Here is a 22533-nt window from a genome sequence, read left to right as displayed (position 1 = left end):
ATCGTAATCGAATCTCGCTACATCCGTAGTTCACAGGGATAATGGCGGCAGCTTATGTCGGCACTTGAAAGTATGTCCTGGGAAGTTTCATATCCTCCGACACTCGACTTCGGTCAGCAACATACTCGCGAACAGTTGTTCAATTCCATGAAGACAACCATGTCTCGCCATCAGGGTGGGCCGGTGTGGCTGTTCGCCTATGGTTCGTTGATCTGGCGGCCGGAGTGCAACTCCGTGGAGCGCCAACGCGCGCGGGTACATGGTTACCACCGTGGCTTGTACCTGTGGTCGCACGAACACCGCGGCACCCCGGAAACTCCCGGCCTGGTGTTCGGCCTGGACCGTGGTGGCTCCTGCAGTGGTTTTGCCTACCGGCTGGATGAAAGCAGCCTGGACGAGTCGCTGATGGCCCTGTGGCAGCGCGAGATGCCGTACCCGGCGTACCGGCCGCACTGGCTCAGTTGCCGGTTGGGCGATGGCAGCAAGGTGCAGGCCCTGGGCTTCGTGCTGGAGCGGCATTTGCCGTGCTATGCCGGGAACCTGCCGGACACCTTGCTCAGCCAGATCCTGGCCAGTGCCAAGGGGCGCTATGGCACCACGCGCGATTATGTCGAGCAAACCTTGAATGCCCTGCGCAGTCACCAGATGCCTGATCGCAACCTGGAGGCGCGGTTCAGGCGCTGCCATAACCTGCGGGAGGTTTGATTACCTGTGCCGGCCTCTTCGCGGGTGAACCCGCTCCCACAGGTACTGCACATTCCTTGAGGGCGGTGCGGTCCCTGTGGGAGCGGGTTCACCCGCGAAAAGGCCGGAACTGTCTTACCTGGCCAGTACGACCAACTTACCCACAGCCTGCCGCTGCCCCAACTTTTCAATGGCAGCCCCCGCCTCAGCCAGTGGATAAGTCTGCGACACCAGCGGCTTCAACTTGCCTTCGGCATGCCAGGCAAACAGCTGCCGGAAGTTGGCCGCATTGTCCTCCGGCTGACGCTGGGCAAACGCCCCCCAGAATACCCCGAGCACCGCCGCGCCCTTGAGCAACACCAGGTTGGCCGCCAGCTGCGGGATAGTCCCGCTGGCAAAGCCCACCACCAGCAACCGGCCATTCCAGGCCAGCCCGCGCACCGCCTGCTCGAACAGCTCGCCGCCCACCGGGTCGTAGATCACGTCCACCCCCTGGCCACCGGTCAGGCGTTTGATCTCGTCACGCAGGCTGGCCTGGCGGTAGTCGATCAGTTCGTCCGCCCCGGCCGCCTTGGCCACGGCCAGTTTTTCCGCACTGCTGGCGGCCGCGATTACCCGCGCACCCATGGCCTTGCCGATCTCCACCGCTGCCAGGCCGACCCCGCCGGACGCGCCCAGCACCAGCAGGGTCTCGCCCGCCTGCAGCTGGCCGCGCTGGCGCAGGGCGTGCATGGAGGTGCCGTAAGTCATGCCGAACGCCGCAGCAGTGGTGAAGTCCATGCTCGCCGGGATCGGCAGCACGTTGTAGAACGGCACCGCCACTTGCTCGGCAAACGCACCCCAGCCGGTCAGCGCCATGACCCGGTCGCCGACCTTGAACGCGCCGGCCTTTTCCCCGACTGCGGCCACCACACCCGCCGCCTCGCCGCCGGGGGAGAATGGCAATGGTGGCTGGAACTGGTACTTGCCTTCGATGATCAGGGTGTCGGGGAAATTGACCCCGGCGGCCTGGACATCCAGCAGGATCTCGTTTTTCTTTGGCACCGGGCTGGCCACCTCTTCCAGCACCAGGTTTTGCGCCGGGCCCAGGGTTTTGCACAACACAGCTTTCATCGGGGCTATTCCTTTGCGGGTCGTGGCCGATAAGTGTAGGAGGGCCGCCTGCCCGGTCAACGAGCATGGCCTGCCCTGATGTGCAGGCATAAGTGGCGGCACAAGCCCGGGCTTGGGTTTGAGCGGCATGCTGGGTAAGCTGGCGCCAACTGTATTTGAGGAGCGAATTCGTGAAAGCGTGGATCTTGATGGTGCTGGCGCTGCTGCTGCCGGCTGCGGCCATGGCCGAGGAAGCCAAGGAAGGGGCGCCCAAGGTAGCCTACATCAGCCTGAGCCCGCCCTTTGTCGGCAACTATGCCCTCGACGGCAGCCCGCGGCTGCGCGTGTACAAGGCCGACGTGGCCCTGCGCGTGACCGGCGACGAAGCCGCGAAGGCGGTGAAGCACCACGAGCCGCTGATCCGCAACCAGCTGGTGGCGCTGTTCACCCAGCAGTCGGTGGACAGCATGAGCAATGTCGAGGCCAAGGAGCATCTTCGCCAGGAAGCGCTGAAGCAGGTGCAACAGGTGATGGAAGCCGAAGAGGGCAAGCCGATCGTCGAAGACCTGCTGTTCAACAACCTGATCGTGCAGTGACCGGCAAGCCGGCTCTCTCAGGAACAGCGCAATCCGGACTGTGGCGCGATCCCTGTGGGAGCGGCTTTAGCCGCGAAGAATCCAACGCGGTGCATGGCACCGGCTGCGCCGGTGTTCGCGGGTAAACCCGCTCCCACAGGAATCGCGCAATCTTTCAGATTTTGAGCCGGGTATGCGCGGCTCAGGACGCCAGGCTACGGCGAAACCGCGCCAGCGCCACGCTGAAGAACACCAGGCCGATCACGGCCAGCGCCAGGATGTCTGGCCACACCACCGTCCACCCGGCATCACGGAACAGGATTGCGGCGCCAAGGCTGACGAAGTGCGTCGATGGCGATCCCTGCATCACCCATTGCAGCCACTGCGGCATGCTGTCCAGCGGCGTGCTGCCGCCGGACAGCAACAGCATCGGGATGATCACCGGGATCGCCAACAGGCCGAACTGCGGTGTCGAGCGCGCCAGGGTGGCGAGGAAAATGCCCAGCGCGGTACTGGCGAACAGGTACAGTGCGGTCACGGCCAGGAACAGCCCCATCGAACCGGACAGCGGCACGCCCAGTGCGCCCTTGACCACCACCACCAGCGAAATCCAGGTGCAGATCACCACCACCAGCGCGTTACTGGCGATTTTCGCCAGCATGATTTCCAGCGCGGTCAACGGCAGTACCAACAGGTGGTCGAGGGTGCCGTGCTCACGCTCGCGCAGCAGCGCGGTGCCGGTAAGGATGATCGCCAGGATGGTGATGTTGTTGACGATCTGGATCACCGCCAGGAACCAGCCACCCTCCAGGTTGGGGTTGAACAGGGCCTTGGCGTTGATTGCCACCGGGCTCTGCGTGTTGATCCGCTGGCTGTCGTCGAGCAGCTCGCGCTCGAAGATGCGGCCGATGTAGCCGGCACCCATGAATGCCTGGCTCATGGCCGTGGCGTCGACATTGATCTGCAGTTCCGGCGAGCGCCCGGCCAGCAGGTCGCTCTGGAAATTCACCGGCACGTTGATCACGAAGGTGTACTGGCCGCTGTCCATGGCCTGGTCCAGGCGCCCCGGGGCCAGCGGCACGGCGGGCTGGAACTCGGGCGGTTGCAGGGCTTCGCCAAGCTTGCGCGACAGCTGGCTGTGGTCTTCGTCCACTATCGCGACACTGGCGTTGTGCACGCCGATCACCGAGCCGGCTGCGGGCATGTAGATGGCCACGCTGAAGGCATACAGCAGGAACAACAGCAGCACACTGTCATGGCGCAGGCTGGTCAGCTCTTTCAGGCCCAGGCGCAGGGTGTGGTTCAGGCGCGACATCTCAGGCCTCCTGCTTCTTCAGCATGGCCAGGCTCAGGCCGGTGAACACGGCAAAGAAGCTGAGCAGGATCAGGCACTGCGGCCACAGTTCGCGCAGGCCCAGTGCCTTGGTGAAGGTGCCGACCGCGATGTCGAGGAAGTAGCCCGCCGGGAACAGCTGGCCCATCACCGCTGCCGCGCCGTCCAGCGACGAGCGTGGCACGATCAGCCCGGAAAACTGGATGGTCGGCAGGCTGGTGATGATCATGGTGCCCAGAATGGCGGCGATCTGGGTGCGGGTGAAAGCCGAAATCAGCAGGCCCAGGCTGGTGGTCGCCAGCAGGTAGGCGACGCCGCCACAGGCCAGGGCCAGCACGCTGCCCTTGAGCGGCACGGCGAACAGCCAGCGGTTCATCGCCACCAGCAGCGCCAGGTTGACCAGGCTCACGGCCAGGTAGGGCGCCTGCTTGCCGAGCAGGAACTCCAGGCGGGTGAGGGGCGTGGCGTAGAAGTTGGTGATGGAACCGAGCTCTTTCTCGCGGACGATGCCGAGCGCGGTGAGCATGGCCGGGATGAAGGCCAGGATCAGTGCCATCACCCCCGGGCCGATGGCGTTCACGCTGACCACATCCTGGTTGTAGCGAAAACGGGTTTCCAGGCGCACCAGGTCCTGGCGCGGCTGCGGCTGCGGGCTGGCCTTGGCCAGTTGCTCGAGGTTGGCCTGGTGCACGGCTTCCACGTAGTTGCGGCTGGTTTCCGCGCGGAACGGCATGCCGCCGTCGAGCCAGGCGGCCACTACCGGTTGGCGCCCGGCGTACAGGTCGCGGCCAAAGCCGGGCGGAATTTCCAGCGCCAGTTTGATTTCCGAGCGCTGCAGGCGCTGATGCATTTCGCGGGTATCGCGGATGGGCGCCTGTTCGGCGAAATAGCGTGAGCCACGGAAGGCTTCGAGGTAGGCCCGGCTTTGCGGGCTCTGGTCCTGGTCGTGCACGGCGAAGGCGAGGTTTTCCACATCCAGGGAAATGCCATAGCCAAAGATCACCATCATGAACATCGCACCCAGCAGGGCGAAGGCCAGGCGCACCTTGTCCCGCAGCAGCTCCTTGCCCTCACGGCTGGCCACGGCCAGCAGGCGACGCAGGCTGAAGCCCTGGCGCAGCGCCGGCGCAGGCGTGGCGGCCTGCTCCAGCACGGCGTTGTCGGTGGCTTGTGGCGCCAGTTCCTGGGCCTGTTCCAGGCAGCGAACGAACGCGTCTTCCAGGGTGTTGCCCTGATACTGGCGCTGCAGGGCATCCGGCGTGTCGCAGGCCAGCACCCGGCCGGCATGCATCAGCGAGATGCGGTCGCAGCGCTGGGCTTCGTTCATGAAGTGGGTGGAGAGGAAAATGGTCACGCCCTGCTCGCGTGACAGCTCCACCAGCAAGCGCCAGAAGTCGTCGCGGGCGGCCGGGTCGACGCCGGAGGTGGGTTCGTCGAGGATCAGCACTTCCGGGCGGTGCAGCACCGCCACCGCCAGTGACAGGCGCTGGCGCAGGCCGAGGGGCAGGGCGGCGGATGGCTGGTCGGCGATGGCGCCCAGGTCGAAGCGCTCGATCAGTTCGTCGATACGCTGGGCGCTCTCGGCCTTGGGCAGGTCGAACAGGCGGGCATGCAGGGTCAGGTTCTGCCGGGTGCTGAGCTCTCCATACAGCGAGAAACTCTGTGACATGAAACCGACCCGCTTGCGCGTGGCCAGGTCGCTGGCATCCACCGGGCGGCCGAGCAGGCTGGCGCTGCCCTCGCTGGCCGGCATCAGGCCGGTGAGCACTTTCATGGTGGTGGTCTTGCCACAGCCGTTGGAGCCGAGGAAGCCGAAGATCTCCCCGCGGCCAATGGCGAAGCTGACCTTGTTCACTGCAGTGAAATCGCCAAAGCGCAGGGTCAGGTCGTGGGCCTCGATGGCGACCGGGCTGTCAGTGGCCGGACGCGGTGGAATGATGAGCGGAGAGTGTTGCGCCTTGCCCGCGCCCTGGTAGTGGGTGAAGGCGTCGTCCAGCTTGCCGCTGGGGGTGACTGCGGCCAGTTCATGGCTGGGGCCTGCGGCCAGCAGGCGGCCGCCATCGAGCATCAGGCAATGCTCGAACTGTTCGGCTTCCTCCATGTAGGCGGTGGCCACCAGCAGGGTCAGTTGCGGGCGCTGCGCGCGCACCTGTTCGACCAGCTCCCAGAAGCGCCGCCGTGACAGCGGGTCGACGCCGGTGGTCGGCTCGTCGAGGATCAGCAGGTCCGGCTCGTGGATCAGTGCGCAGCACAGGCCCAGCTTCTGCTTCATGCCGCCCGACAGCTTGCCCGCCGGGCGCTCGGCAAAGCGCTGCAGGTCGGTGGCCTGCAGCAGGTTGGCCATGCGCTGTTCGCACTCGCGGCGGCCGAGGCCGAACAGGGTGGCGAAAAAGCGGATGTTCTCGCGGATCGACAGCTCCGGATACAGGTTGTTGCCCAGCCCCTGCGGCATGAACGCCACTTTCGGGTACAGTGCCGCGCGATGGCGGCGCTGGCGGATCGAGCCACCCAGCACCTGCAGCTCGCCCTGTTGCAGGCGCTTGACGCCGGCAATCAGCCCTAGCAGGGTCGATTTGCCAGCCCCGTCAGGGCCGATCAGCGCGCAGCGAGTGCCCGCTGGCAGGCTGAAGCCAAGGGGGTGCAGGGCCAGCAGGCCGCCATAGCGATGGCTGATACCTTCGGCCAGCAGTGCCGGGGCGTTCATTGCAGGTTGGCCGGCCAGTCCACCTCAGCCGTGCGGACATAGCCGGCGCCTGGCATGCCCGGCTTGGCCTGCGGCACGGCGCCAGGGTCGGTCAGGCGTAGCTTGACCCGGAATACCAGCTTCTGCCGCTCGTCGCGGGTTTCCACCTGTTTGGGGGTGAACTGGGCCTTGGCCGCGACAAAGGCCACCTTCGCCGGCAGCGCCCGCTCGGGCAGGGCGTCGAGCACGATCCGCGCCTGGTCGCCGACGGTCAGCCGGCCGCTGGTGGAGGCCGGCAGGTAGAGGTTCATGTACTGGTCGCTGGGGTCGATCAGCATCAGTACGCGGCCGCCGGCACCCAGCACTTCACCGGGTTCGGCCAGGCGCAGCTGGATGATGCCGTCGATCGGTGCGCGCAGGCTGCTGTCGTCGATCTCGCTGGTGAGCTGCGCTACCTGGGCCTCGGCGGCGCCGATGGCGGCCTTGATCGCCGCCAGTTGGGCGCGGGCGGCGACCACGGCGGCGTTGGCCGTGTCGAAGCGCGCCTGCTGTTGGTCGAGCAGCTGCTGGCTGGCGTACTTGCGCTGGAAGATCTCGCGCACGCGCTTGAGCTCCTGGCTGGCCAGCAGCAGTTCGCTCTGGCGCAGCTGCACGCTGGCCTGGGCGGCGGCGTAGTTTTCCCGGGCGCGCAGTACTTCGGCTTCGGCCTGGCTGCGCTGGGCCTGCATGGTGCGGGTGTCGATACGCGCCAGCAGCTGGCCGCGAGTGACCTTGTCACCTTCGTCGACCAGCACCTCGGCCAGGCGCCCGGGGATCTTGCTGGCGATCTGCACTTCGGTGGCTTCGAGGCGGCCGTTGCCCATGCTCAGGCCTTCGGGCAACTGGTCGTGGAGCGACTTCCAGTATCCCAGCCCGCCGGCTGCTGCGAGTAGGGCGATCAGCGCGGTGGCGAAGATCCTGGGGGCGTATCGGTTCATCGGTCTGCATCCTTGCGGTCATGCACACTGCATCATGGCTTGCGGTCATGAGCGACGTGTTGATGCCGGTCAAAGTCCTTATGCGGTGCCTGTGGGAGCGGCCAACTGTGCAAAGACTGACCTTAGCCGCAGTTTCAACGCAAAGCGACAATCACTGCCCATTGCTCTGGCGTCACCGGCATCACCGACAGGCGGCTGCCCTTTTGCACCAGCGGCAATTCGGCCAGGCCGGCCTGCTGTTTCAGCCAGCCCAGCTCCAGCACCCGCGGCAGGGTTTGCACGTGGGCCACATCCACCGCGCTCCACGGGTTCTTGTCGGTCGTGGCCTTGGCATCGTAGTAGTGGCTTTGCGGGTCCAGCGCGGTCGGGTCCGGGTAGGCCGCGCGGGTGATCCTGGCAATGCCGGCGATGCCGGGCTGCGGGCAGCTGGAATGGTAGAAGAAGAACTCGTCGCCAACGCTCATGGCCCGCAGGAAATTGCGCGCCTGGTAGTTGCGCACGCCGTCCCAGCGCGCTTCGCCGAGGCGGCCGAGGGCTTCGATGGAGAGCTCGTCGGGCTCGGATTTCATCAGCCAGTAGGCCATGGGTGCTGCTCCTGAAATGGTTTGAAATAACCTGTTGCACGAAACCGACAGCCGGTTGACGTCAAGGTTTGCGTGCGGACGCAGGTTGTCGGAAAATGCGCCCCGATTAAAGCGCGATGCTCCGGCGATACCCAGAAAATCGCCGAGCCTGAACAGTTTGCCTGGGGGGCAATCTTCGATGAATCAACGTAACAAGCCGGATCTGCTGTGGATCCTGGTGTTCATTTTCGGCCTGGGTGTGGTCACTACCGGTTATGCGCAAGGGTTCTGGGAGCGCAAGCTGGACAACGCCTATCAGATGCCGGTCGACGCCAGCCAGCCGCAACGTTGATGCCCCCGCCGGCGCCGCTCAACGCGGCGCCAGGTACCAGCCCCGGTCCGAGACCGTCCCCTGCAGCGGTACATCCCAACTGGCCTGGGCAAGCCGCTCGACCTTCTGGCATTCATGTGCCAGCCCCAACAGCAACGGCTTTTTCCAGCTCTGCCGACGCGCCTGGTAGGCCAGGCTGCGATCATAGAAACCACCGCCCATTCCCAGGCGCCCGCCCACTTCGTCGAAACCCACCAGCGGTAGCAGGATCAGGTCCAGCGACCAGATCGGGCGCTGGCGCTTGCGCTCGGTGACCGGCTCGGGAATGCGAAAGCGGTTGGGCTTGAGCTTCTCGCCCTGCTCGAAGCGCTGGAACACCATGCGCGTGCGCGGCCAGGCGTGCAGTACCGGCAGGTAGGTGCGCTTGCCGCGGCGCTGGGCTTCGCGCAGCAGCAGGCAAGGGTCGATTTCGCCGTCGTTGGGCAGGTACAGGGCAATGTGCCGGGCGCGGCGGAACAGCGGGTGCTGTGCCAGCTGGCGGTACAGGCCAACGGCGGCCTGGCGTTGCTGGGCAGGGGTGAGGGCGCGGCGGGCATTGCGGAGCAGGCGACGGAGCTGGGGGCGGGTGAGCTGCGCGGTGTCGGTCATGGCACGGGCGATCCCAGGTGCTGGCCAACGTGGTCGGCCAAAACGAATTGCCCGCCACAGGGGCGGGCAAGAGAATTCAGGCTCCCCGACAAGACCGCTATCGGTGTAGCCCTTGAACCCGAAAGTTCAAGGTGGAGATTGCAGGGGGCGTTAAGGCTTTCCGTCGGGCGGACATGCACACCGGCCCCAGCGTGCAACCCCCGTGGTTGTGCGTATCGGCTCAGGGACATAACCGACTGGCGCATCCCCCAGGGAGTGGCGCCAGTATACCAATCTCAGCCGATTTTGGTATCCGTGTCGTCGGACAGTGCCTGGTCGACCCGTTCCAGCAGGTCGCGCACCTGCTCGCGGGTGGTGCCGCCTGCCGGGGCAGCGTTGCGGTCTTCCTGGCGGTGCAGCATTTCGTGGGTGATGTTCAACGCAGCCATGACCGCGATGCGATCGGCGCCGATCACCTTGCCGCTGCTGCGGATCTCGCGCATCTTGCCGTCCAGGTAGCGCGCGGCGCTGACCAGGTTGTTGCGCTCTTCCGGCGGGCAGATGATCGAGTATTCCTTGTCGAGGATCTGCACGGTGACGCTATTGCTTGAACTCATGAGTCTTGCTCCAGGGCCTTGAGGCGTAAAATCATCGACTCGACCTTGCGCTTGGCGATCTCGTTCTTTTCGATGAGGTGGGCGCGCTCTTCGCGCCAGGATTTTTCCTGAGCTACTAGGAGTGCATTTTGCCGTTTTAGTTGCTCGACACGTTCGATCAGCAACTCGAATCGGCTCATCAGTGCCTGCAGGTCGTTCTCTTGCGTGGGTTGCACTCGATTCGCTCCGTCGTTCAGTCACCTGGCGATGATGCCTCTCCCTGGGCGGCGACGGCCAGTGCCGATGGTCTTGGCGCGCCTGCCGGTGCTAGGATACAAGGTCTCCATTCTAGTCATTGCGCCGTCTGGCGCCTAGCTGCCCATGCCCAATACCCAATCGCCCTACATCGCCTTCGCCATGCTGCTGTCCAGCAATGGTCATCCTGTCACCCCGGCCGAACTGCACGGCCTGCTGATCGGCCGCAGCTGCGCCGGTGCCGGCTTCGACGCCGACGGCTGGCTGGCCGATGCCGCCCAGTTGCTGGAAACCGAACCCGGTGACAGCGTGCGCAACGCCCTGGTCGGCCTGCAGGAAATGGTCAAGGGCGAGCTGACCAGCGACGACATGGCGATCGTCCTGCTGCTGCCTTCCGACGACGCCGCCCTGAGCGACCGCGCCACCGCGCTGGGCCAGTGGTGCCAAGGCTTCATTACCGGCTTCGGCCTGAATGCCGGTGGCAAGGACCTGTCCGACGAAGCCAAGGAAGTGCTGCAGGACCTGGTGGCCATTTCCCAGGTTCAGGAAGCCCTCGAAGAGTCCGACGATGGCGAGAGCGACTACATGGAAGTCATGGAATACCTGCGCGTGGCACCCCTGCTGCTGTTCTCCGAGCTGGCCAAGCCGGCCGCCCCCGCGCCCAAGCCATCGCTGCACTGATCAACCGGGGGTAGTCTGCCCATGAGCCACATTCCCAAGGCCGAATATGCCCGTCGGCGCAAGGCGCTGATGGCGCAGATGGTCCCCAACAGCATCGCCATCCTGCCCGCCGCCGCGGTTGCCATCCGCAACCGCGACGTCGAGCACGTGTACCGCCAGGACAGCGACTTCCAGTACCTCAGCGGCTTCCCCGAGCCGGAGGCGGTGATTGCGCTGATCCCGGGGCGCGAGCATGGCGAATACGTGTTGTTCTGCCGTGAGCGCAACCCCGAGCGCGAGCTGTGGGATGGTCTGCGAGCCGGCCAGGAAGGCGCGGTGCGCGATTTTGGCGCTGACGATGCCTTCCCCATCACCGACATCGACGAGATCCTGCCGGGCCTGATTGAAGGCCGCGAGCGGGTCTACAGCGCCATGGGCAGCAACCCCGAGTTCGACCGCCGGCTGATGGACTGGATCAACGTGATCCGCTCCAAGGCGCGCCTGGGTGCCCAGCCGCCGAACGAGTTCGTTGCGCTGGATCATCTGCTGCACGACATGCGCCTGTATAAATCGGCAGCGGAAGTGAAGGTGATGCGCGCTGCCGCAGCTATCTCGGCGCGGGCCCACGTGCGGGCCATGCAGGCCTGCCGGGCCGGGTTGCACGAGTACAGCCTGGAAGCCGAGCTGGACTACGAGTTTCGCAAGGGCGGGGCGAAGATGCCGGCCTACGGCTCGATCGTCGCGGCCGGGCGCAATGGCTGCATCCTGCACTATCAGCAGAACGACGCCCCGCTCAAGGATGGCGACCTGGTGCTGATCGATGCCGGCTGCGAGATCGACTGCTACGCCAGCGACATCACCCGTACCTTCCCGGTCAGCGGGCGGTTTTCCCCCGAGCAGAAGGCCATCTACGAGCTGGTGCTCAAGGCCCAGGCCGCGGCGTTTGCCGAAATCGCCCCCGGCAAGCACTGGAACCACGCCCACGAGGCGACCGTGCGGGTCATCACCGCGGGCCTGGTGGAACTGGGCCTGCTGACCGGCGAGGTGCAGGCGCTGATCGACAGCGAGGCCTATCGAGCCTTCTATATGCACCGCGCCGGGCACTGGCTGGGCATGGATGTGCACGATGTGGGCGAGTACAAGGTGGGCGGCGAGTGGCGGGTGCTTGAACCCGGCATGGCGCTGACCGTCGAGCCAGGCATCTACATAGGCGCCGACAATCAGGCCGTGGCGAAGAAATGGCGCGGCATTGGTGTAAGGATCGAGGACGACGTGGTAGTGACCAGGCAAGGCTGTGAAATCCTGACTTCGGGCGTGCCGCGCACGGTCGCCGAAATTGAGGCGCTGATGCAGGCTGCCCGCAAGGACGCCGCATGAATCGGGTAAACCTGGCGATCATCGGTGGCGGCCTGGTGGGCGCGAGCCTGGCCCTGGCCCTGCAGGCCGGGGCCAAGGCGCGAGGCTGGAAGATTCTGCTGATCGAGCCGTTCGCCCCCGGTGACAGCTTCCAGCCCAGCTACGATGCGCGTTCGTCGGCACTGTCGTTCGGTACCCAGCAGATCTACCAGCAGCTGGGCCTGTGGCAGGCCATCGGCCATCGCGCCGAGCCGATCCGGCAGATTCACGTGTCCGACCGCGGCCGCTTCGGCGCCACCCGCCTGGATGCCCTGGAAGAGGGCGTGCCAGCGCTTGGCTACGTGGTGGAAAACGCCTGGCTGGGCCAATGCCTGTGGCAAGGGCTGGACAGCGAGGTGGTGAGCTGGCGCTGCCCGGCGGAAGTGACCGCGATGCAGGCCATCGAAGGCGGCTACCGCCTGCAGCTGAACGACGACACCCAGCTGGAATGCGACCTGGCGGTACTGGCCGACGGTGGCCGCTCCGGCCTGCGCGAACAACTCGGCATCCACGTGCGCCACACGCCTTACCAGCAGAGCGCGTTGATCGCCAATATCACCCCGGGCGAGGCCCACGGCGGCCAGGCCTTCGAGCGGTTCACCGAAGACGGCCCCATGGCCCTGCTACCGCTGCCGGATAACCGCTGCGCGCTGGTCTGGACCCGTCAGGGTATGGACGCGCGGCGTCTGGCCGACATCGACGAGCGCAATTTCCTGCGCGAGCTGCAGGGCGTGTTCGGCTATCGCCTGGGCGCCTTGCGCCAGGTGGGCGCAAGGCACCTTTACCCACTGTCGCTGATCGAGGCCCAGGAGCAGGTGCGGCCGCACCTGGTGGTGCTGGGCAACGCCGCGCACAGCCTGCACCCCATTGCCGGCCAGGGTTTCAACCTGTCGCTGCGTGACGTGCAGGCGCTGGCCGAGGCGTTGCTGGCCGGCCCGCAGCAGCCGGGCGACCTGACCACATTGCAGGCCTACCACCAGCGCCAGCGCCTGGACCAGGCGATGACCATCGGTTTTTCCGACCAGGTCACCCGCCTGTTCGGCAGTAGCCAGCCGTTGCTGGCTGCCGGGCGCAACCTTGGTCTGCTTGGGCTCGACCTGCTGCCACCGGCGAAAAGCTGGTTCGCCCGCCAGGCCATGGGCCTGGGCACCCGCCCCGATCCGCGAGGTCAGTCATGAGTGACGACGCGCGCAGGCTGGCGCGCCGGGCGCGCCTGTTGCGCTGGCGGCTGAACCTGTTCCCGCCGCACCTCGGCGCTGGTATCCACGTGCAGCACATCAGCCCGGACCTGCGCAGCGTCAAGGTGGCGATGAAGCTGACCCGCTGGAACCGCAATTATGTCGGCACCCAGTGCGGCGGCAGCCTGTACGGGATGGTCGACCCGTTCTACATGCTGCTGTTGATCGAGCAGCTGGGGCGTGACTACATCGTCTGGGACAAGGCCGCCAGCATCGATTTCATTTCGCCGGGCAAAGGCCCGGTGTATGCCGAACTCCACGTCGATGACGCGCTGCTGGACGAAATCCGCCAGCAGACCGCCACCGGCAAGAAGTGCCTGCCGCGTTTGCAGGTCGATATCCGCGACGGTGCCGGCGAGCTGGTGGCGCGGGTCGATAAAACCCTATATGTGCGGCTCAAGCCGCAAGCGAGGCTGGCGTAAGGCATGGAAATGCGCGCAGATCTGTTGATTGTCGGTGCCGGTATGGTCGGCAGCGCCCTGGCCCTGGCATTACGCCACAGTGGCTTGCAAATCCTCTTGCTCGACGGTGGCCCGCTGACGGTCAAGCCGTTCGATGCCCAGGCCCCGTTCGAGCCGCGCGTCAGCGCGCTGTCGGCAGCCAGCCAGCGCATCCTCGAGCGCCTTGGCGCCTGGGACGGTATTGCCCAGCGGCGTGCCACGCCCTACTCGGACATGCATGTGTGGGATGGCAGCGGCACCGGGCAGATTCACTTCTCGGCCGCCAGCGTGCATGCCCAGGTGCTCGGCCATATCGTCGAGAACCGGGTGGTGCAGGATGGCCTGCTGGAGCGCCTGCATGACAGCGACATCGGCCTGTTGCCCAACGCGCGGCTCGAACAGCTGCGCCGCTCCGGCGACGAGTGGCTGCTGACCCTCGCCGATGGCCGCCAGCTGCGTGCGCCGCTGGTGATCGCGGCCGACGGTGCCAACTCGGCAGTGCGGCGCCTGGCCGGCTGTGAAACCCGCGAGTGGGATTACCTGCACCACGCCATCGTCACCAGCGTGCGTTGCAGCGCGGGGCACCAGGCCACGGCCTGGCAGCGCTTCACCGATGACGGGCCGTTGGCGTTCCTGCCGTTGACCCGCGATGGCCAGCAAGACTGGTGCTCGATCGTGTGGTCGACCACCCCGGAGCATGCAGAACAGTTGATGGCGCTGGATGAAGCGGCCTTCCTGAAGGCCCTGGAGCGGGCTTTCGAGGGGCGCCTGGGGGATGTGCTGCAGGCCGACCCGCGGGTGTGCGTGCCGCTGCGCCAGCGCCACGCCAAGCGCTATGTGGATGAAGGCCTGGCATTGATTGGCGATGCTGCGCACACCATTCACCCGCTGGCCGGGCAGGGCGTCAACCTGGGCTTCCTCGATGCGGCGGTGCTGGCCGAAGTGCTGGTCAACGCCTGCGAGCGTGGCGAGCGGCTGGCGGATGTGAAGGTGCTGAGCCGTTACGAGCGGCGGCGCATGCCGCACAACCTGGCGCTGATGGCGGCGATGGAAGGGTTCGAGCGGTTGTTCCAGGCCAACCCGTTGCCGTTGCGCTGGTTGCGTAACAGCGGGTTGAAGCTGGTGGAGCAGATGCCGGAGGCCAAGGCGCTGTTCGTGCGGCAGGCGCTGGGTTTGAGCGGTGACCTGCCGGATCTGGCCAAGGCTTGAGATTGCCGGGGCCGCTTTGCGGCCCTTTCGCGACACAAGGCCGCTCCCACAGGGGGACGCAATCTCTTGTGGGAGCGGCCTTGTGTCGCGATGGGCTGCACAGCAGCCCCCTCTGCAACATCCGGTAACGCCTATGTAGATGAGTCGGAAAATGGGATTCACTACCATTTGCGCCTCTCATACGATCCGAGGAGTGCTTTCCATGTTGCCACGCAAGCCCCTACTGGCCGCCCTGGCCCTGACCCTGTTCGGCGGCATCGCCCAGGCAGCGGACGAAGTGGTGGTGTACTCCTCGCGCATCGACGAGCTGATCAAGCCGGTGTTCGATGCCTATACCGCCAAGACCGGGGTCAAGATCAAGTTCATCACCGACAAGGAAGCCCCGCTGATGCAGCGCATCAAGGCCGAGGGCGACAACGGTGTGGCCGACCTGCTGCTGACCGTCGATGCCGGCAACCTGTGGCAGGCCGAGCAAATGGGCATCCTGCAGCCGATCAAGTCCGACATCATCGACCAGAACATCCCGCCGCAGTACCGTGCCTCGTCCCACGACTGGACCGGTCTGAGCCTGCGCGCCCGCACCATCATCTACTCCACCGAACGGGTCAAGCCGCAAGAGCTGAGCACCTACGAAGCCCTGGCCGACAAGCAGTGGGAAGGCCGCCTGTGCCTGCGCACGGCGAAGAAGGTGTACAACCAGTCGCTGACCGCCACCCTGATCGAGACCCACGGCGAGGCGAAGACCGAGCAGATCGTCAAAGGCTGGGTCAACAACCTGTCCACCGACGTATTCTCCGACGACAACGCGGTGATCCAGGCCATCGAAGCCGGCCAGTGCGACGTGGGCGTGGTCAACACTTACTACTACGGCCGCCTGCACAACCAGAACCCGAAACTGCCGGTGAAGATCTTCTGGCCCAACCAGGGTGACCGCGGCGTGCACGTGAACCTGTCGGGCATCGGCCTGACCAAGCATGCGCCACACCCGGAGGCGGCGAAAAAGCTGGTGGAGTGGATGACAGGCGAGGAAGCACAGAAGCTGTTCGCCGACATCAACCAGGAGTTCCCGGCCAACCCGAAGGTCAAGCCATCGGACGAAGTAGCGGCGTGGGGCAGCTTCAAGGCTGACAGCATTCCGGTGGAAATTGCCGGCAAGCGCCAGGCTGAAGCGATTCGCTTGATGGATCGGGCTGGCTGGAACTAAGCGCCAGGCTTTATCCTTCCGGGGCCTGCAAGGGCCCTTTCGCGGGTAAACCCGCTCCCACAGGACCGCACAACACTCAAAGGCAGTGCAGGTCCTGTGGGAGCGGGTTCACCCGCGAACGACCGCGCAGCGGTCGCCATCGCAATCGAGAATCAAGCCTTGCCCCACACCCCCCAACGCCGCTGGTACCTCCCGGTCGCCCTGATCGCCGCCCTGGTGCTCCTGCCCCTGAGCGTCCTGCTGCTGTCCTGGCAATCGATCGACCTGCAGATCTGGTCGCACCTGCTCGACACCCAGATGAGCCGCCTGCTGGGCAATACCCTGACCCTGGTAGCGGGCGTGGGCATTGGCGTCACCGTGCTGGGCGTCAGCCTGGCCTGGCTCACCAGCCTCTGCGAGTTCCCCGGCCGGCGCTGGCTGGACTGGGCGCTGATGCTGCCGTTCGCCATCCCAGCGTACGTGCTGGCGTTCGTCTTCGTCGGCCTGCTCGATTTTGCCGGCCCGGTACAAAGTGCCCTGCGCGAGGTGTTCGGGCCGATGCGCCTGCCGCGGGTGCGCTCCACCGGCGGGGTGATCGTCGTCCTGGTGCTGGTGTTCTACCCGTATGTCTACCTGCTGGCGCGCACCGCATTCCTGGCCCAGGGCAAGGGCCTGATGGAAGCGGCGCGGGTGCTGGGGCTGTCCCCGCTGCAAGCGTTCTGGCGCGTGGCCCTGCCCATGGCTCGGCCTGCGGTCGGTGCCGGTATTGCCCTGGCCCTGATGGAAACCCTGGCCGACTTCGGCGCGGTGGCGGTGTTCAACTTCGACACCTTCACCACGGCCATCTACAAGACCTGGTACGGCTTCTTCAGCCTGTCCAGCGCGGCCCAGCTGGCCAGCCTGTTGCTGCTGGCGGTGATGCTGGTGCTGTATGGCGAGCGCCGCGCCAGGGGGGCCAGCCGCAGCGGCAACGAGCGGCCGCGCGGGCAGGCGCTGTATCACCTGCGCGGGGTAAAGGCATTGCTGGCCAGTGGCTGGTGCCTGCTGGTGTTTGCCTGTGCCTTTGTCATCCCGTTGCTGCAACTGCTGGCGTGGTTCTGGCAGCGCGGCCGGCATGACCTGGACGAGCGCTATGTCGGCCTGGTGCTGCACACCCTGTACCTGGGCGGCATGGCGGCGCTGGTCACGGTGTGCGTGGCGTTGCTGCTGGCCTTTGCCCGGCGCCAGGCGCCGACGGGCGGGATCCGCGCCGGGGTCGGCCTGGCCAACCTGGGCTATGCCTTGCCCGGCTCGGTGCTGGCGGTGTCGATCATGCTGGCCTTCAGTTACCTCGACAATCATCTGGTCATCCCGCTGTCCAGCTGGCTGGGTGGTGCCGGCAAACCGCTGCTGCTGGGCAGCCTGGCCGCCTTGCTGCTGGCCTACCTGGTGCGTTTCATCGCAGTGGCCTACGGGCCGCTGGAGAGCAGCCTGGAGCGTATCCGCCCGTCATTGCCCGAGGCATCCCGTAGCCTGGGCGTCGGTGGTGCGGGATTGTTTTTCAAGGTGTATCTGCCGCTGCTGGTGCCTGGCGCCCTCAGCGCCGCCTTGCTGGTGTTCGTCGACGTGCTCAAGGAAATGCCGGCCACCTTGCTGATGCGCCCGTTCGGCTGGGACACCCTGGCGGTACGGGTATTCGAGATGACCAGCGAGGGTGAGTGGGCGCGTGCATCGCTGCCGGCCCTGACCCTGGTGCTGGTGGGCTTGCTGCCGGTCATCGGCCTGATCCGCCGTTCGGCACGTCGACCCGGTCACAGTCACTGAGGGTGCCAGCTGGCGCCCTTGCGGCTACAATGCGCGGCACTCGCGCGGCGGGTGTCTGCAACAAAAGCTGATAAGAAAAGCTGACGACCCAATGTCATCGACCGCCGCCGCTTCGCCACGCCCGGAAGGAGAAACCCATGGGACAGCGCACGCTTTTGTATGACCTGCACCTGGCGCTTGGCGCCAAAACGGTCGATTTCGGTGGCTGGGACATGCCCCTGCACTATGGCTCGCAGGTCGAGGAGCACCATCAGGTGCGCAGCGATTGTGGGGTGTTCGATGTTTCCCACATGACCGTGATCGATGTCGATGGCTGCGACGCCACTGTCTGGTTGCAGCGTCTGCTGGCCAACGACGTGGCCCGCCTCGACGACACCGGCAAGGCGCTGTACAGCCTGCTGTTGCAGGCACAGGGCAGGGTGATCGACGACCTGATCGTCTACCGCACGGAACTCGGCTACCGCCTGGTCACCAACGCTGCCACCCGGACCAAAGTACTCGACTGGCTGCAACTGCAGCGCGAGGGCTTTGCCGTGGACTTCCAGGTCCGCTCCGACCTGGCCATTCTTGCCATCCAGGGCCCGCATGCCCGCGAAAAGGTCGCGGCCCTGCTCAGCCCCGCGCGCGCGGCGCTGATCCGCGAACTGCGCCCGTTCGAAGGTGTTGCCGAAGGTGACTGGTTCATTGCCCGCACCGGCTATACCGGTGAAGATGGCCTGGAAATCATGCTCCCGGGCGAGCAGGCCGTGGCCTTCTTCAACGACCTGGTCGGCGCAGGCATCGCCCCCAGCGGCCTGGGCGCCCGCGACACCTTGCGCCTGGAAGCTGGCATGAACCTGTACGGCCAGGATATCGACGAAACTCACACCCCGCTCACCTCCAACCTGGGCTGGAGCATCGCCTGGGAGCCGGCCGAGCGTGACTTCATCGGTCGCGCCGGTCTGCTGGCGGAAATCGAACAGGGCGTGCAGGAAAAACTGGTCGGCCTGGTGCTGGAGGAGCGCGGCGTGCTGCGTGCCCATCAGGTGGTGCGTGTGGCCGGGATTGGCGAAGGAGAGATCACCAGTGGTAGTTTCTCGCCTACGCTGAGCAAGTCCATTGCCCTTGCCCGCGTGCCCATGGCCACCGGCGACCGGGCCGAGGTGGAAATCCGCGGCAAGTGGTACCCGGTGCGGGTGGTCAAACCGACCTTCGTGCGCCACGGCAAGATCCTGATCTGAACAATTTTTAACCGGCGGGCGTACCGCTGAGCCAATCGAGGAATTCAAGACATGAGCAATATCCCCGCCGACCTGCGTTTTGCCGAAAGCCACGAGTGGGCTCGCCTGGAAGCCGATGGCACCGTGACCGTGGGTATCAGCGACCACGCTCAGGAAGCCCTGGGTGACGTGGTGTTCGTCGAGCTGGCCGAAGTCGGCAAGGTGTTTGGCGCTGGCGATGCTGCCGGTGTGGTCGAGTCGGTCAAAGCCGCTTCGGACATCTATGCCCCGGTCGCCGGCGAAGTGATCGCGGTCAACGAAGAGCTGGCCGACAGCCCTGAACTGCTCAACGAAGAACCTTACGAGTCGTGGATCTTCAAGCTCAAGCCAAGCAACCCGGCCGAGCTGGACAAGCTGCTGGATGCTGCTGGCTACAAGGCTTTGATCGGCGAGTAAGACCGCGTCGCCTTCTTCGCGGCTAAAGCCGCTCCCACAGGTACTGCATAGCGTCTTATACCTGTGCGGTCCCTGTGGGAGCGGCTTTAGCCGCGAAGAGGCCGGGCCTGCAAGCAACTTTCCCCGCAAAATCGGCAATCCCTTCCTAGACTTGTAAGTCTCCATGAGAGCTGTTCCAGGAAGAGAGCGTCGTCATGTCCCAGTCGCCATCCCTGCATCAACTGCAAGAGCTCAACCCTTTCCTGCGTCGCCATCTGGGCCCCGATGCCGCGGAGCAGCAGGCCATGCTCAACGCGCTGGGGGTCGCCAGCCGCAGTGAGCTGATCGAGCAGACCGTACCGCCAGACATCCGCCTCAATCGCCCCCTCGACCTGCCGCCGGCGCTGGACGAACAGGCCGCCCTGGCCAAGCTCGCCGGTTACGCCGGGCAGAACCAGGTCTGGACCAGCCTGATCGGCATGGGCTACCACGGCACCATCACCCCCACGGTCATTCTGCGCAACGTGCTGGAAAACCCCGGCTGGTACACCGCCTATACCCCCTATCAGCCCGAAATTGCCCAAGGCCGGCTGGAGGCGCTGCTGAACTTCCAGCAGATGGTCATCGACCTCACCGGGCTGGCCCTGGCCAATGCCTCGCTACTCGACGAAGCCACCGCCGCCGCCGAGGCCATGGCCTTGGCCAAGCGGGTGGCGCGCAACAAGAGCAACGCTTTTTTCGCCGACGAACACTGTCACCCGCAGACCCTGTCAGTACTCAAGACCCGCGCCGAGGGCTTTGGCTTCGAGCTGATCGTCGACTCTGTGGATAACCTTGGCAAACACGCAGTTTTCGGTGCCTTGCTGCAGTACCCGGACACCCACGGCGAGGTACGCGACCTGCGCCCGCTGATCGACCATTTGCACAGCCAGCATGCCCTGGCCTGCGTCGCCGCCGACCTGCTCAGCCTGGTGGTGCTGGCACCGCCCGGGGAGCTGGGCGCCGATGTGGTGCTGGGCTCGACCCAGCGCTTTGGCGTGCCGATGGGCTATGGCGGCCCCCACGCGGCCTATTTCGCCTGCCGCGATGACTACAAGCGGGCCATGCCGGGGCGCATCATCGGCGTGTCGCGCGATGCCCGTGGCAACACCGCGCTGCGCATGGCCCTGCAGACCCGCGAGCAGCATATTCGCCGCGAGAAGGCCAACTCCAACATCTGCACGGCTCAGGTGCTGCTGGCCAACATTGCCGGCTTCTACGCGGTGTACCACGGCCCGGAAGGCCTGCAGCGCATTGCCCAGCGTGTGCACCGGCTGACCTTCATCCTGGCCGCCGGCCTCGAAGCCAAGGGCATCAAGCGCCTCAACCAGCATTTCTTCGACACCCTCACCCTGGACGTCGGCGGCACCCAGGCGGCCATCATCGAAAGTGCCGAAGCCGCGCAGATCAACCTGCGCATCCTCGGCCGCGGGCACCTGGGCGTGAGCCTGGACGAGACCTGCTCGGAGCAGACGGTGCTGCGCCTGTTCGACATCTTCCTGGGGGTGGACCACGGCCTCGATATCGCTGCACTCGACCAGTTGGCCCTGCCCGAAGGCATCCCTGCCAGCCTGGTGCGGCGCACGCCGTTCCTGGCCCACCCGGTGTTCAACCTGCACCACAGCGAAACCGAGATGCTGCGCTACCTCAAGCAGCTGGAGAACAAGGACCTGGCGCTGAACCAGTCGATGATCCCGCTGGGCTCCTGCACCATGAAGCTCAACGCCACCAGCGAGATGATCCCTATTACCTGGCCTGGCTTTGCCCAGCTGCACCCGTTTGCTCCGGCGGCCCAGGCCACCGGCTACAAGGCGATGATCGACGAACTGGAAAGCTGGCTGTGCGCCATTACCGGCTTCGATGCCATCTGCATGCAGCCCAACTCTGGTGCCCAGGGTGAGTACGCCGGCCTGATGGCCATTACCCGCTACCACCGCAGCCGCCACCAGCCGCAACGTACGCTGTGCCTGATCCCGTCGTCGGCCCACGGCACCAACCCGGCGTCGGCGCAAATGGCCGGCATGGAGGTGGTGATTGTCGATTGCGACGATGATGGCAACGTTGACCTGGCAGACCTCAAGGCCAAGGCTCACGCGGCCGGGGACCGTTTGTCGTGCCTGATGATCACTTACCCGTCGACCCATGGCGTGTATGAAGAGGGTATTCGCGAAATCTGCGAAGTGGTCCACCAGCACGGTGGCCAGGTGTACATGGACGGCGCCAACCTCAATGCCCAGGTGGGGCTGGCACGGCCGGCGGATATCGGCGCCGACGTTTCGCACATGAACCTGCACAAGACCTTCTGCATCCCCCACGGCGGTGGTGGCCCGGGCATGGGCCCGATCGGTATCGGCGCGCACCTCAAGCCGTTCGTCGCCAGCCACCCGGTGGTGCCGGTGCCCGGCCTGGACCCGAACAACAGCGCGGTCAGCGCCGCGCCCTGGGGCAGTGCGAGCATCCTGCCGATCAGCTGGATGTACATTGCCATGATGGGCCCGCAGCTGGCCGATGCCAGCGAGGTGGCGATCCTCTCGGCCAACTACCTGGCCAGCCAGCTGGGGGGTGCCTTCCCGGTGCTGTACCGCGGGCGCAACCAGCGGGTGGCGCATGAGTGCATCCTCGACCTGCGGCCGCTGAAGGCGCTGACCGGCATCAGCGAAGAGGACGTGGCCAAGCGCCTGATGGACTATGGCTTCCACGCGCCGACCATGTCGTTCCCGGTACCGGGCACGCTGATGGTCGAGCCGACCGAGAGTGAATCGAAAGCCGAGCTGGACCGTTTCGTCGAGGCAATGCTGGCGATTCGGGCGGAAATTGGCGAAGTGCAGGAGGGCAACTGGCCGGCGGAGAACAATCCGCTCAAGCATGCGCCGCATACCCTGGCCGATGTGCTGGCGGTGTGGGACAGGCCCTACAGCCTGGAGCAGGCGGTGGCGCCCAGTGCTCACGTGCGCCAGCACAAGTACTGGCCAGCGGTGAACCGGGTCGACAACGTGTATGGGGACAGGAATCTCTTCTGTGCTTGTGTGCCGGTGGAGGCTTATCGCTAATTGTAATTTGCCTTTGCCGGCCTCTTCGCGGGTAAACCCGCTCCCACAAGGTTTGTACAAGTTTTGAGTACTGCGCAATACCTGAACTGCGCCCCTGATGTTGGACAAAAATCCAACCTCAGGGGCGTTTCACATGAGCAAGCACACCAGACAGTTCAAGCTTTCC

General features: G+C 65.5%; 21 protein-coding genes and 1 other RNA gene. 13 read left to right on the top strand and 9 right to left on the bottom strand.

Translation table 11 applies throughout. The annotated features are described in order from the left end of the window. The first annotated feature begins 54 nt into the window (after nt 1–54). Nucleotides 55–705 (top strand): gamma-glutamylcyclotransferase, encoded by a 651-nt coding sequence (locus tag ACIQYU_RS24250; RefSeq protein WP_025341060.1) that lies wholly within the window; start codon nt 55–57, stop codon nt 703–705. 114 nt (nt 706–819) lie between these two features. Here the strand turns inward: ACIQYU_RS24250 and ACIQYU_RS24245 are convergent, their stop codons facing one another. Beyond that, nucleotides 820–1797, bottom strand: coding sequence for an NADPH:quinone oxidoreductase family protein (locus tag ACIQYU_RS24245; protein WP_207837599.1), 978 nt, complete (start codon nt 1795–1797; stop codon nt 820–822). A gap of 170 nt (nt 1798–1967) precedes the next feature. Between ACIQYU_RS24245 and ACIQYU_RS24240 the strand changes: the two genes are divergently transcribed. After that, a complete protein-coding gene (locus ACIQYU_RS24240; protein WP_025341058.1) occupies nt 1968–2372 on the top strand; it encodes a flagellar basal body-associated protein FliL in 405 nt (134 codons plus the stop codon). Between the two features lie 181 nt (nt 2373–2553). Here the strand turns inward: ACIQYU_RS24240 and ACIQYU_RS24235 are convergent, their stop codons facing one another. From ACIQYU_RS24235 to ACIQYU_RS24220, 4 genes are all read right to left on the bottom strand, one after another. Beyond that, a complete protein-coding gene (locus ACIQYU_RS24235) occupies nt 2554–3666 on the bottom strand; it encodes an ABC transporter permease (protein WP_402802502.1) in 1113 nt (370 codons plus the stop codon). Nucleotide 3667: 1 nt separating this feature from the next. Then, a complete protein-coding gene (gene rbbA / locus ACIQYU_RS24230; RefSeq protein WP_402802500.1) occupies nt 3668–6388 on the bottom strand; it encodes a ribosome-associated ATPase/putative transporter RbbA in 2721 nt (906 codons plus the stop codon). Then, the gene (locus ACIQYU_RS24225) at nt 6385–7344 is read right to left on the bottom strand and encodes an HlyD family secretion protein (protein WP_207837607.1); all 960 of its coding nucleotides are present in this window, start codon (nt 7342–7344) and stop codon (nt 6385–6387) included. Before ACIQYU_RS24225 ends, rbbA begins: the two co-directional genes overlap by 4 nt. Nucleotides 7345–7478: 134 nt before the next feature. Further along, nucleotides 7479–7928 carry an EVE domain-containing protein gene (locus tag ACIQYU_RS24220; RefSeq protein WP_063912169.1) on the bottom strand — a complete coding sequence of 150 codons (450 nt, stop codon included), beginning with the start codon at nt 7926–7928 and terminating at the stop codon, nt 7479–7481. 178 nt (nt 7929–8106) lie between these two features. Here ACIQYU_RS24220 and ACIQYU_RS24215 point away from each other — a divergent pair, with 178 nt between their 5' ends. Continuing rightward, entirely contained in the window at nt 8107–8259 is a 153-nt protein-coding gene (locus tag ACIQYU_RS24215; RefSeq protein ID WP_207837609.1) for a hypothetical protein, read from the top strand. An 18-nt stretch (nt 8260–8277) separates the two neighbouring features. On the opposite strand, the gene ACIQYU_RS24210 is transcribed toward ACIQYU_RS24215, so the two are convergent. The 4 genes from ACIQYU_RS24210 to ACIQYU_RS24195 all read right to left on the bottom strand — a co-directional run bounded on the left by ACIQYU_RS24210 (nt 8278) and on the right by ACIQYU_RS24195 (nt 9661). Next, a complete protein-coding gene (locus tag ACIQYU_RS24210; protein ID WP_207837610.1) occupies nt 8278–8886 on the bottom strand; it encodes a 5-formyltetrahydrofolate cyclo-ligase in 609 nt (202 codons plus the stop codon). 78 nt (nt 8887–8964) lie between these two features. Beyond that, a non-coding RNA gene (gene ssrS, locus ACIQYU_RS24205) (6S RNA) lies at nt 8965–9144 on the bottom strand. A gap of 17 nt (nt 9145–9161) precedes the next feature. Further along, the gene (locus ACIQYU_RS24200) at nt 9162–9482 is read right to left on the bottom strand and encodes a cell division protein ZapA (protein WP_207837612.1); all 321 of its coding nucleotides are present in this window, start codon (nt 9480–9482) and stop codon (nt 9162–9164) included. Next, nucleotides 9479–9661 carry a TIGR02449 family protein gene (locus ACIQYU_RS24195; protein ID WP_029886233.1) on the bottom strand — a complete coding sequence of 61 codons (183 nt, stop codon included), beginning with the start codon at nt 9659–9661 and terminating at the stop codon, nt 9479–9481. The genes ACIQYU_RS24200 and ACIQYU_RS24195 overlap by 4 nt, the downstream gene beginning before the upstream one ends. A gap of 181 nt (nt 9662–9842) precedes the next feature. Here ACIQYU_RS24195 and ACIQYU_RS24190 point away from each other — a divergent pair, with 181 nt between their 5' ends. The 10 genes from ACIQYU_RS24190 to gcvP all read left to right on the top strand — a co-directional run bounded on the left by ACIQYU_RS24190 (nt 9843) and on the right by gcvP (nt 22367). Continuing rightward, the gene (locus tag ACIQYU_RS24190; protein ID WP_063912167.1) at nt 9843–10397 is read left to right on the top strand and encodes a YecA family protein; all 555 of its coding nucleotides are present in this window, start codon (nt 9843–9845) and stop codon (nt 10395–10397) included. Between the two features lie 21 nt (nt 10398–10418). Further along, complete coding sequence (gene pepP, locus ACIQYU_RS24185; RefSeq protein WP_207837614.1) at nt 10419–11753, top strand: Xaa-Pro aminopeptidase; 1335 nt, start codon at nt 10419–10421, stop codon at nt 11751–11753. Further along, nucleotides 11750–12949 (top strand): 2-octaprenyl-6-methoxyphenyl hydroxylase, encoded by a 1200-nt coding sequence (gene ubiH / locus ACIQYU_RS24180; RefSeq protein WP_207837616.1) that lies wholly within the window; start codon nt 11750–11752, stop codon nt 12947–12949. Before pepP ends, ubiH begins: the two co-directional genes overlap by 4 nt. Further along, nucleotides 12946–13431, top strand: coding sequence for a DUF4442 domain-containing protein (locus tag ACIQYU_RS24175; RefSeq protein ID WP_207837620.1), 486 nt, complete (start codon nt 12946–12948; stop codon nt 13429–13431). The genes ubiH and ACIQYU_RS24175 overlap by 4 nt, the downstream gene beginning before the upstream one ends. Nucleotides 13432–13440: 9 nt before the next feature. Continuing rightward, entirely contained in the window at nt 13441–14658 is a 1218-nt protein-coding gene (locus tag ACIQYU_RS24170; RefSeq protein WP_207837622.1) for a 2-octaprenyl-3-methyl-6-methoxy-1,4-benzoquinol hydroxylase, read from the top strand. Between the two features lie 202 nt (nt 14659–14860). Then, entirely contained in the window at nt 14861–15862 is a 1002-nt protein-coding gene (locus ACIQYU_RS24165; protein WP_207837445.1) for an extracellular solute-binding protein, read from the top strand. 159 nt (nt 15863–16021) lie between these two features. Further along, complete coding sequence (locus ACIQYU_RS24160) at nt 16022–17644, top strand: iron ABC transporter permease (RefSeq protein WP_233694035.1); 1623 nt, start codon at nt 16022–16024, stop codon at nt 17642–17644. Nucleotides 17645–17781: 137 nt separating this feature from the next. Continuing rightward, nucleotides 17782–18864 (top strand): glycine cleavage system aminomethyltransferase GcvT, encoded by a 1083-nt coding sequence (gcvT, locus tag ACIQYU_RS24155; protein WP_207837452.1) that lies wholly within the window; start codon nt 17782–17784, stop codon nt 18862–18864. 51 nt (nt 18865–18915) lie between these two features. Beyond that, entirely contained in the window at nt 18916–19299 is a 384-nt protein-coding gene (gcvH, locus tag ACIQYU_RS24150) for a glycine cleavage system protein GcvH (protein WP_207837456.1), read from the top strand. Nucleotides 19300–19493: 194 nt separating this feature from the next. Continuing rightward, nucleotides 19494–22367, top strand: coding sequence for an aminomethyl-transferring glycine dehydrogenase (gene gcvP, locus ACIQYU_RS24145; protein WP_233694036.1), 2874 nt, complete (start codon nt 19494–19496; stop codon nt 22365–22367). Nucleotides 22368–22533: the final 166 nt, after the last annotated feature.

The sequence above is a fragment of the Pseudomonas sp. NPDC096925 genome (genome assembly GCF_044762545.1).
GTDB lineage: Bacteria > Pseudomonadota > Gammaproteobacteria > Pseudomonadales > Pseudomonadaceae > Aquipseudomonas.
Note: the sequence above shows the minus strand (reverse complement) of the source record. Positions and strands in the feature narration are given on the sequence as shown.

What these genes read in the sequence shown, in the direction of transcription:
- gcvH (WP_207837456.1), top strand. Translation starts at nt 18,916, where the DNA reads ATGAGCAATATCCCCGCCGACCTGCGTTTTGCCGAAAGCCACGAGTGG.
- ACIQYU_RS24215 (WP_207837609.1), top strand. Translation starts at nt 8,107, where the DNA reads ATGAATCAACGTAACAAGCCGGATCTGCTGTGGATCCTGGTGTTCATT.
- ubiH (WP_207837616.1), top strand. Translation starts at nt 11,750, where the DNA reads ATGAATCGGGTAAACCTGGCGATCATCGGTGGCGGCCTGGTGGGCGCG.
- ACIQYU_RS24190 (WP_063912167.1), top strand. Translation starts at nt 9,843, where the DNA reads ATGCCCAATACCCAATCGCCCTACATCGCCTTCGCCATGCTGCTGTCC.
- ACIQYU_RS24250 (WP_025341060.1), top strand. Translation starts at nt 55, where the DNA reads ATGTCGGCACTTGAAAGTATGTCCTGGGAAGTTTCATATCCTCCGACA.
- ACIQYU_RS24245 (WP_207837599.1), bottom strand. Translation starts at nt 1,797, where the DNA reads ATGAAAGCTGTGTTGTGCAAAACCCTGGGCCCGGCGCAAAACCTGGTG.
- ACIQYU_RS24165 (WP_207837445.1), top strand. Translation starts at nt 14,861, where the DNA reads ATGTTGCCACGCAAGCCCCTACTGGCCGCCCTGGCCCTGACCCTGTTC.
- gcvP (WP_233694036.1), top strand. Translation starts at nt 19,494, where the DNA reads ATGTCCCAGTCGCCATCCCTGCATCAACTGCAAGAGCTCAACCCTTTC.
- ACIQYU_RS24200 (WP_207837612.1), bottom strand. Translation starts at nt 9,482, where the DNA reads ATGAGTTCAAGCAATAGCGTCACCGTGCAGATCCTCGACAAGGAATAC.
- ACIQYU_RS24195 (WP_029886233.1), bottom strand. Translation starts at nt 9,661, where the DNA reads ATGAGCCGATTCGAGTTGCTGATCGAACGTGTCGAGCAACTAAAACGG.
- ACIQYU_RS24170 (WP_207837622.1), top strand. Translation starts at nt 13,441, where the DNA reads ATGCGCGCAGATCTGTTGATTGTCGGTGCCGGTATGGTCGGCAGCGCC.
- gcvT (WP_207837452.1), top strand. Translation starts at nt 17,782, where the DNA reads ATGGGACAGCGCACGCTTTTGTATGACCTGCACCTGGCGCTTGGCGCC.
- ACIQYU_RS24225 (WP_207837607.1), bottom strand. Translation starts at nt 7,344, where the DNA reads ATGAACCGATACGCCCCCAGGATCTTCGCCACCGCGCTGATCGCCCTA.
- rbbA (WP_402802500.1), bottom strand. Translation starts at nt 6,388, where the DNA reads ATGAACGCCCCGGCACTGCTGGCCGAAGGTATCAGCCATCGCTATGGC.
- ACIQYU_RS24210 (WP_207837610.1), bottom strand. Translation starts at nt 8,886, where the DNA reads ATGACCGACACCGCGCAGCTCACCCGCCCCCAGCTCCGTCGCCTGCTC.
- pepP (WP_207837614.1), top strand. Translation starts at nt 10,419, where the DNA reads ATGAGCCACATTCCCAAGGCCGAATATGCCCGTCGGCGCAAGGCGCTG.
- ACIQYU_RS24235 (WP_402802502.1), bottom strand. Translation starts at nt 3,666, where the DNA reads ATGTCGCGCCTGAACCACACCCTGCGCCTGGGCCTGAAAGAGCTGACC.
- ACIQYU_RS24220 (WP_063912169.1), bottom strand. Translation starts at nt 7,928, where the DNA reads ATGGCCTACTGGCTGATGAAATCCGAGCCCGACGAGCTCTCCATCGAA.
- ACIQYU_RS24175 (WP_207837620.1), top strand. Translation starts at nt 12,946, where the DNA reads ATGAGTGACGACGCGCGCAGGCTGGCGCGCCGGGCGCGCCTGTTGCGC.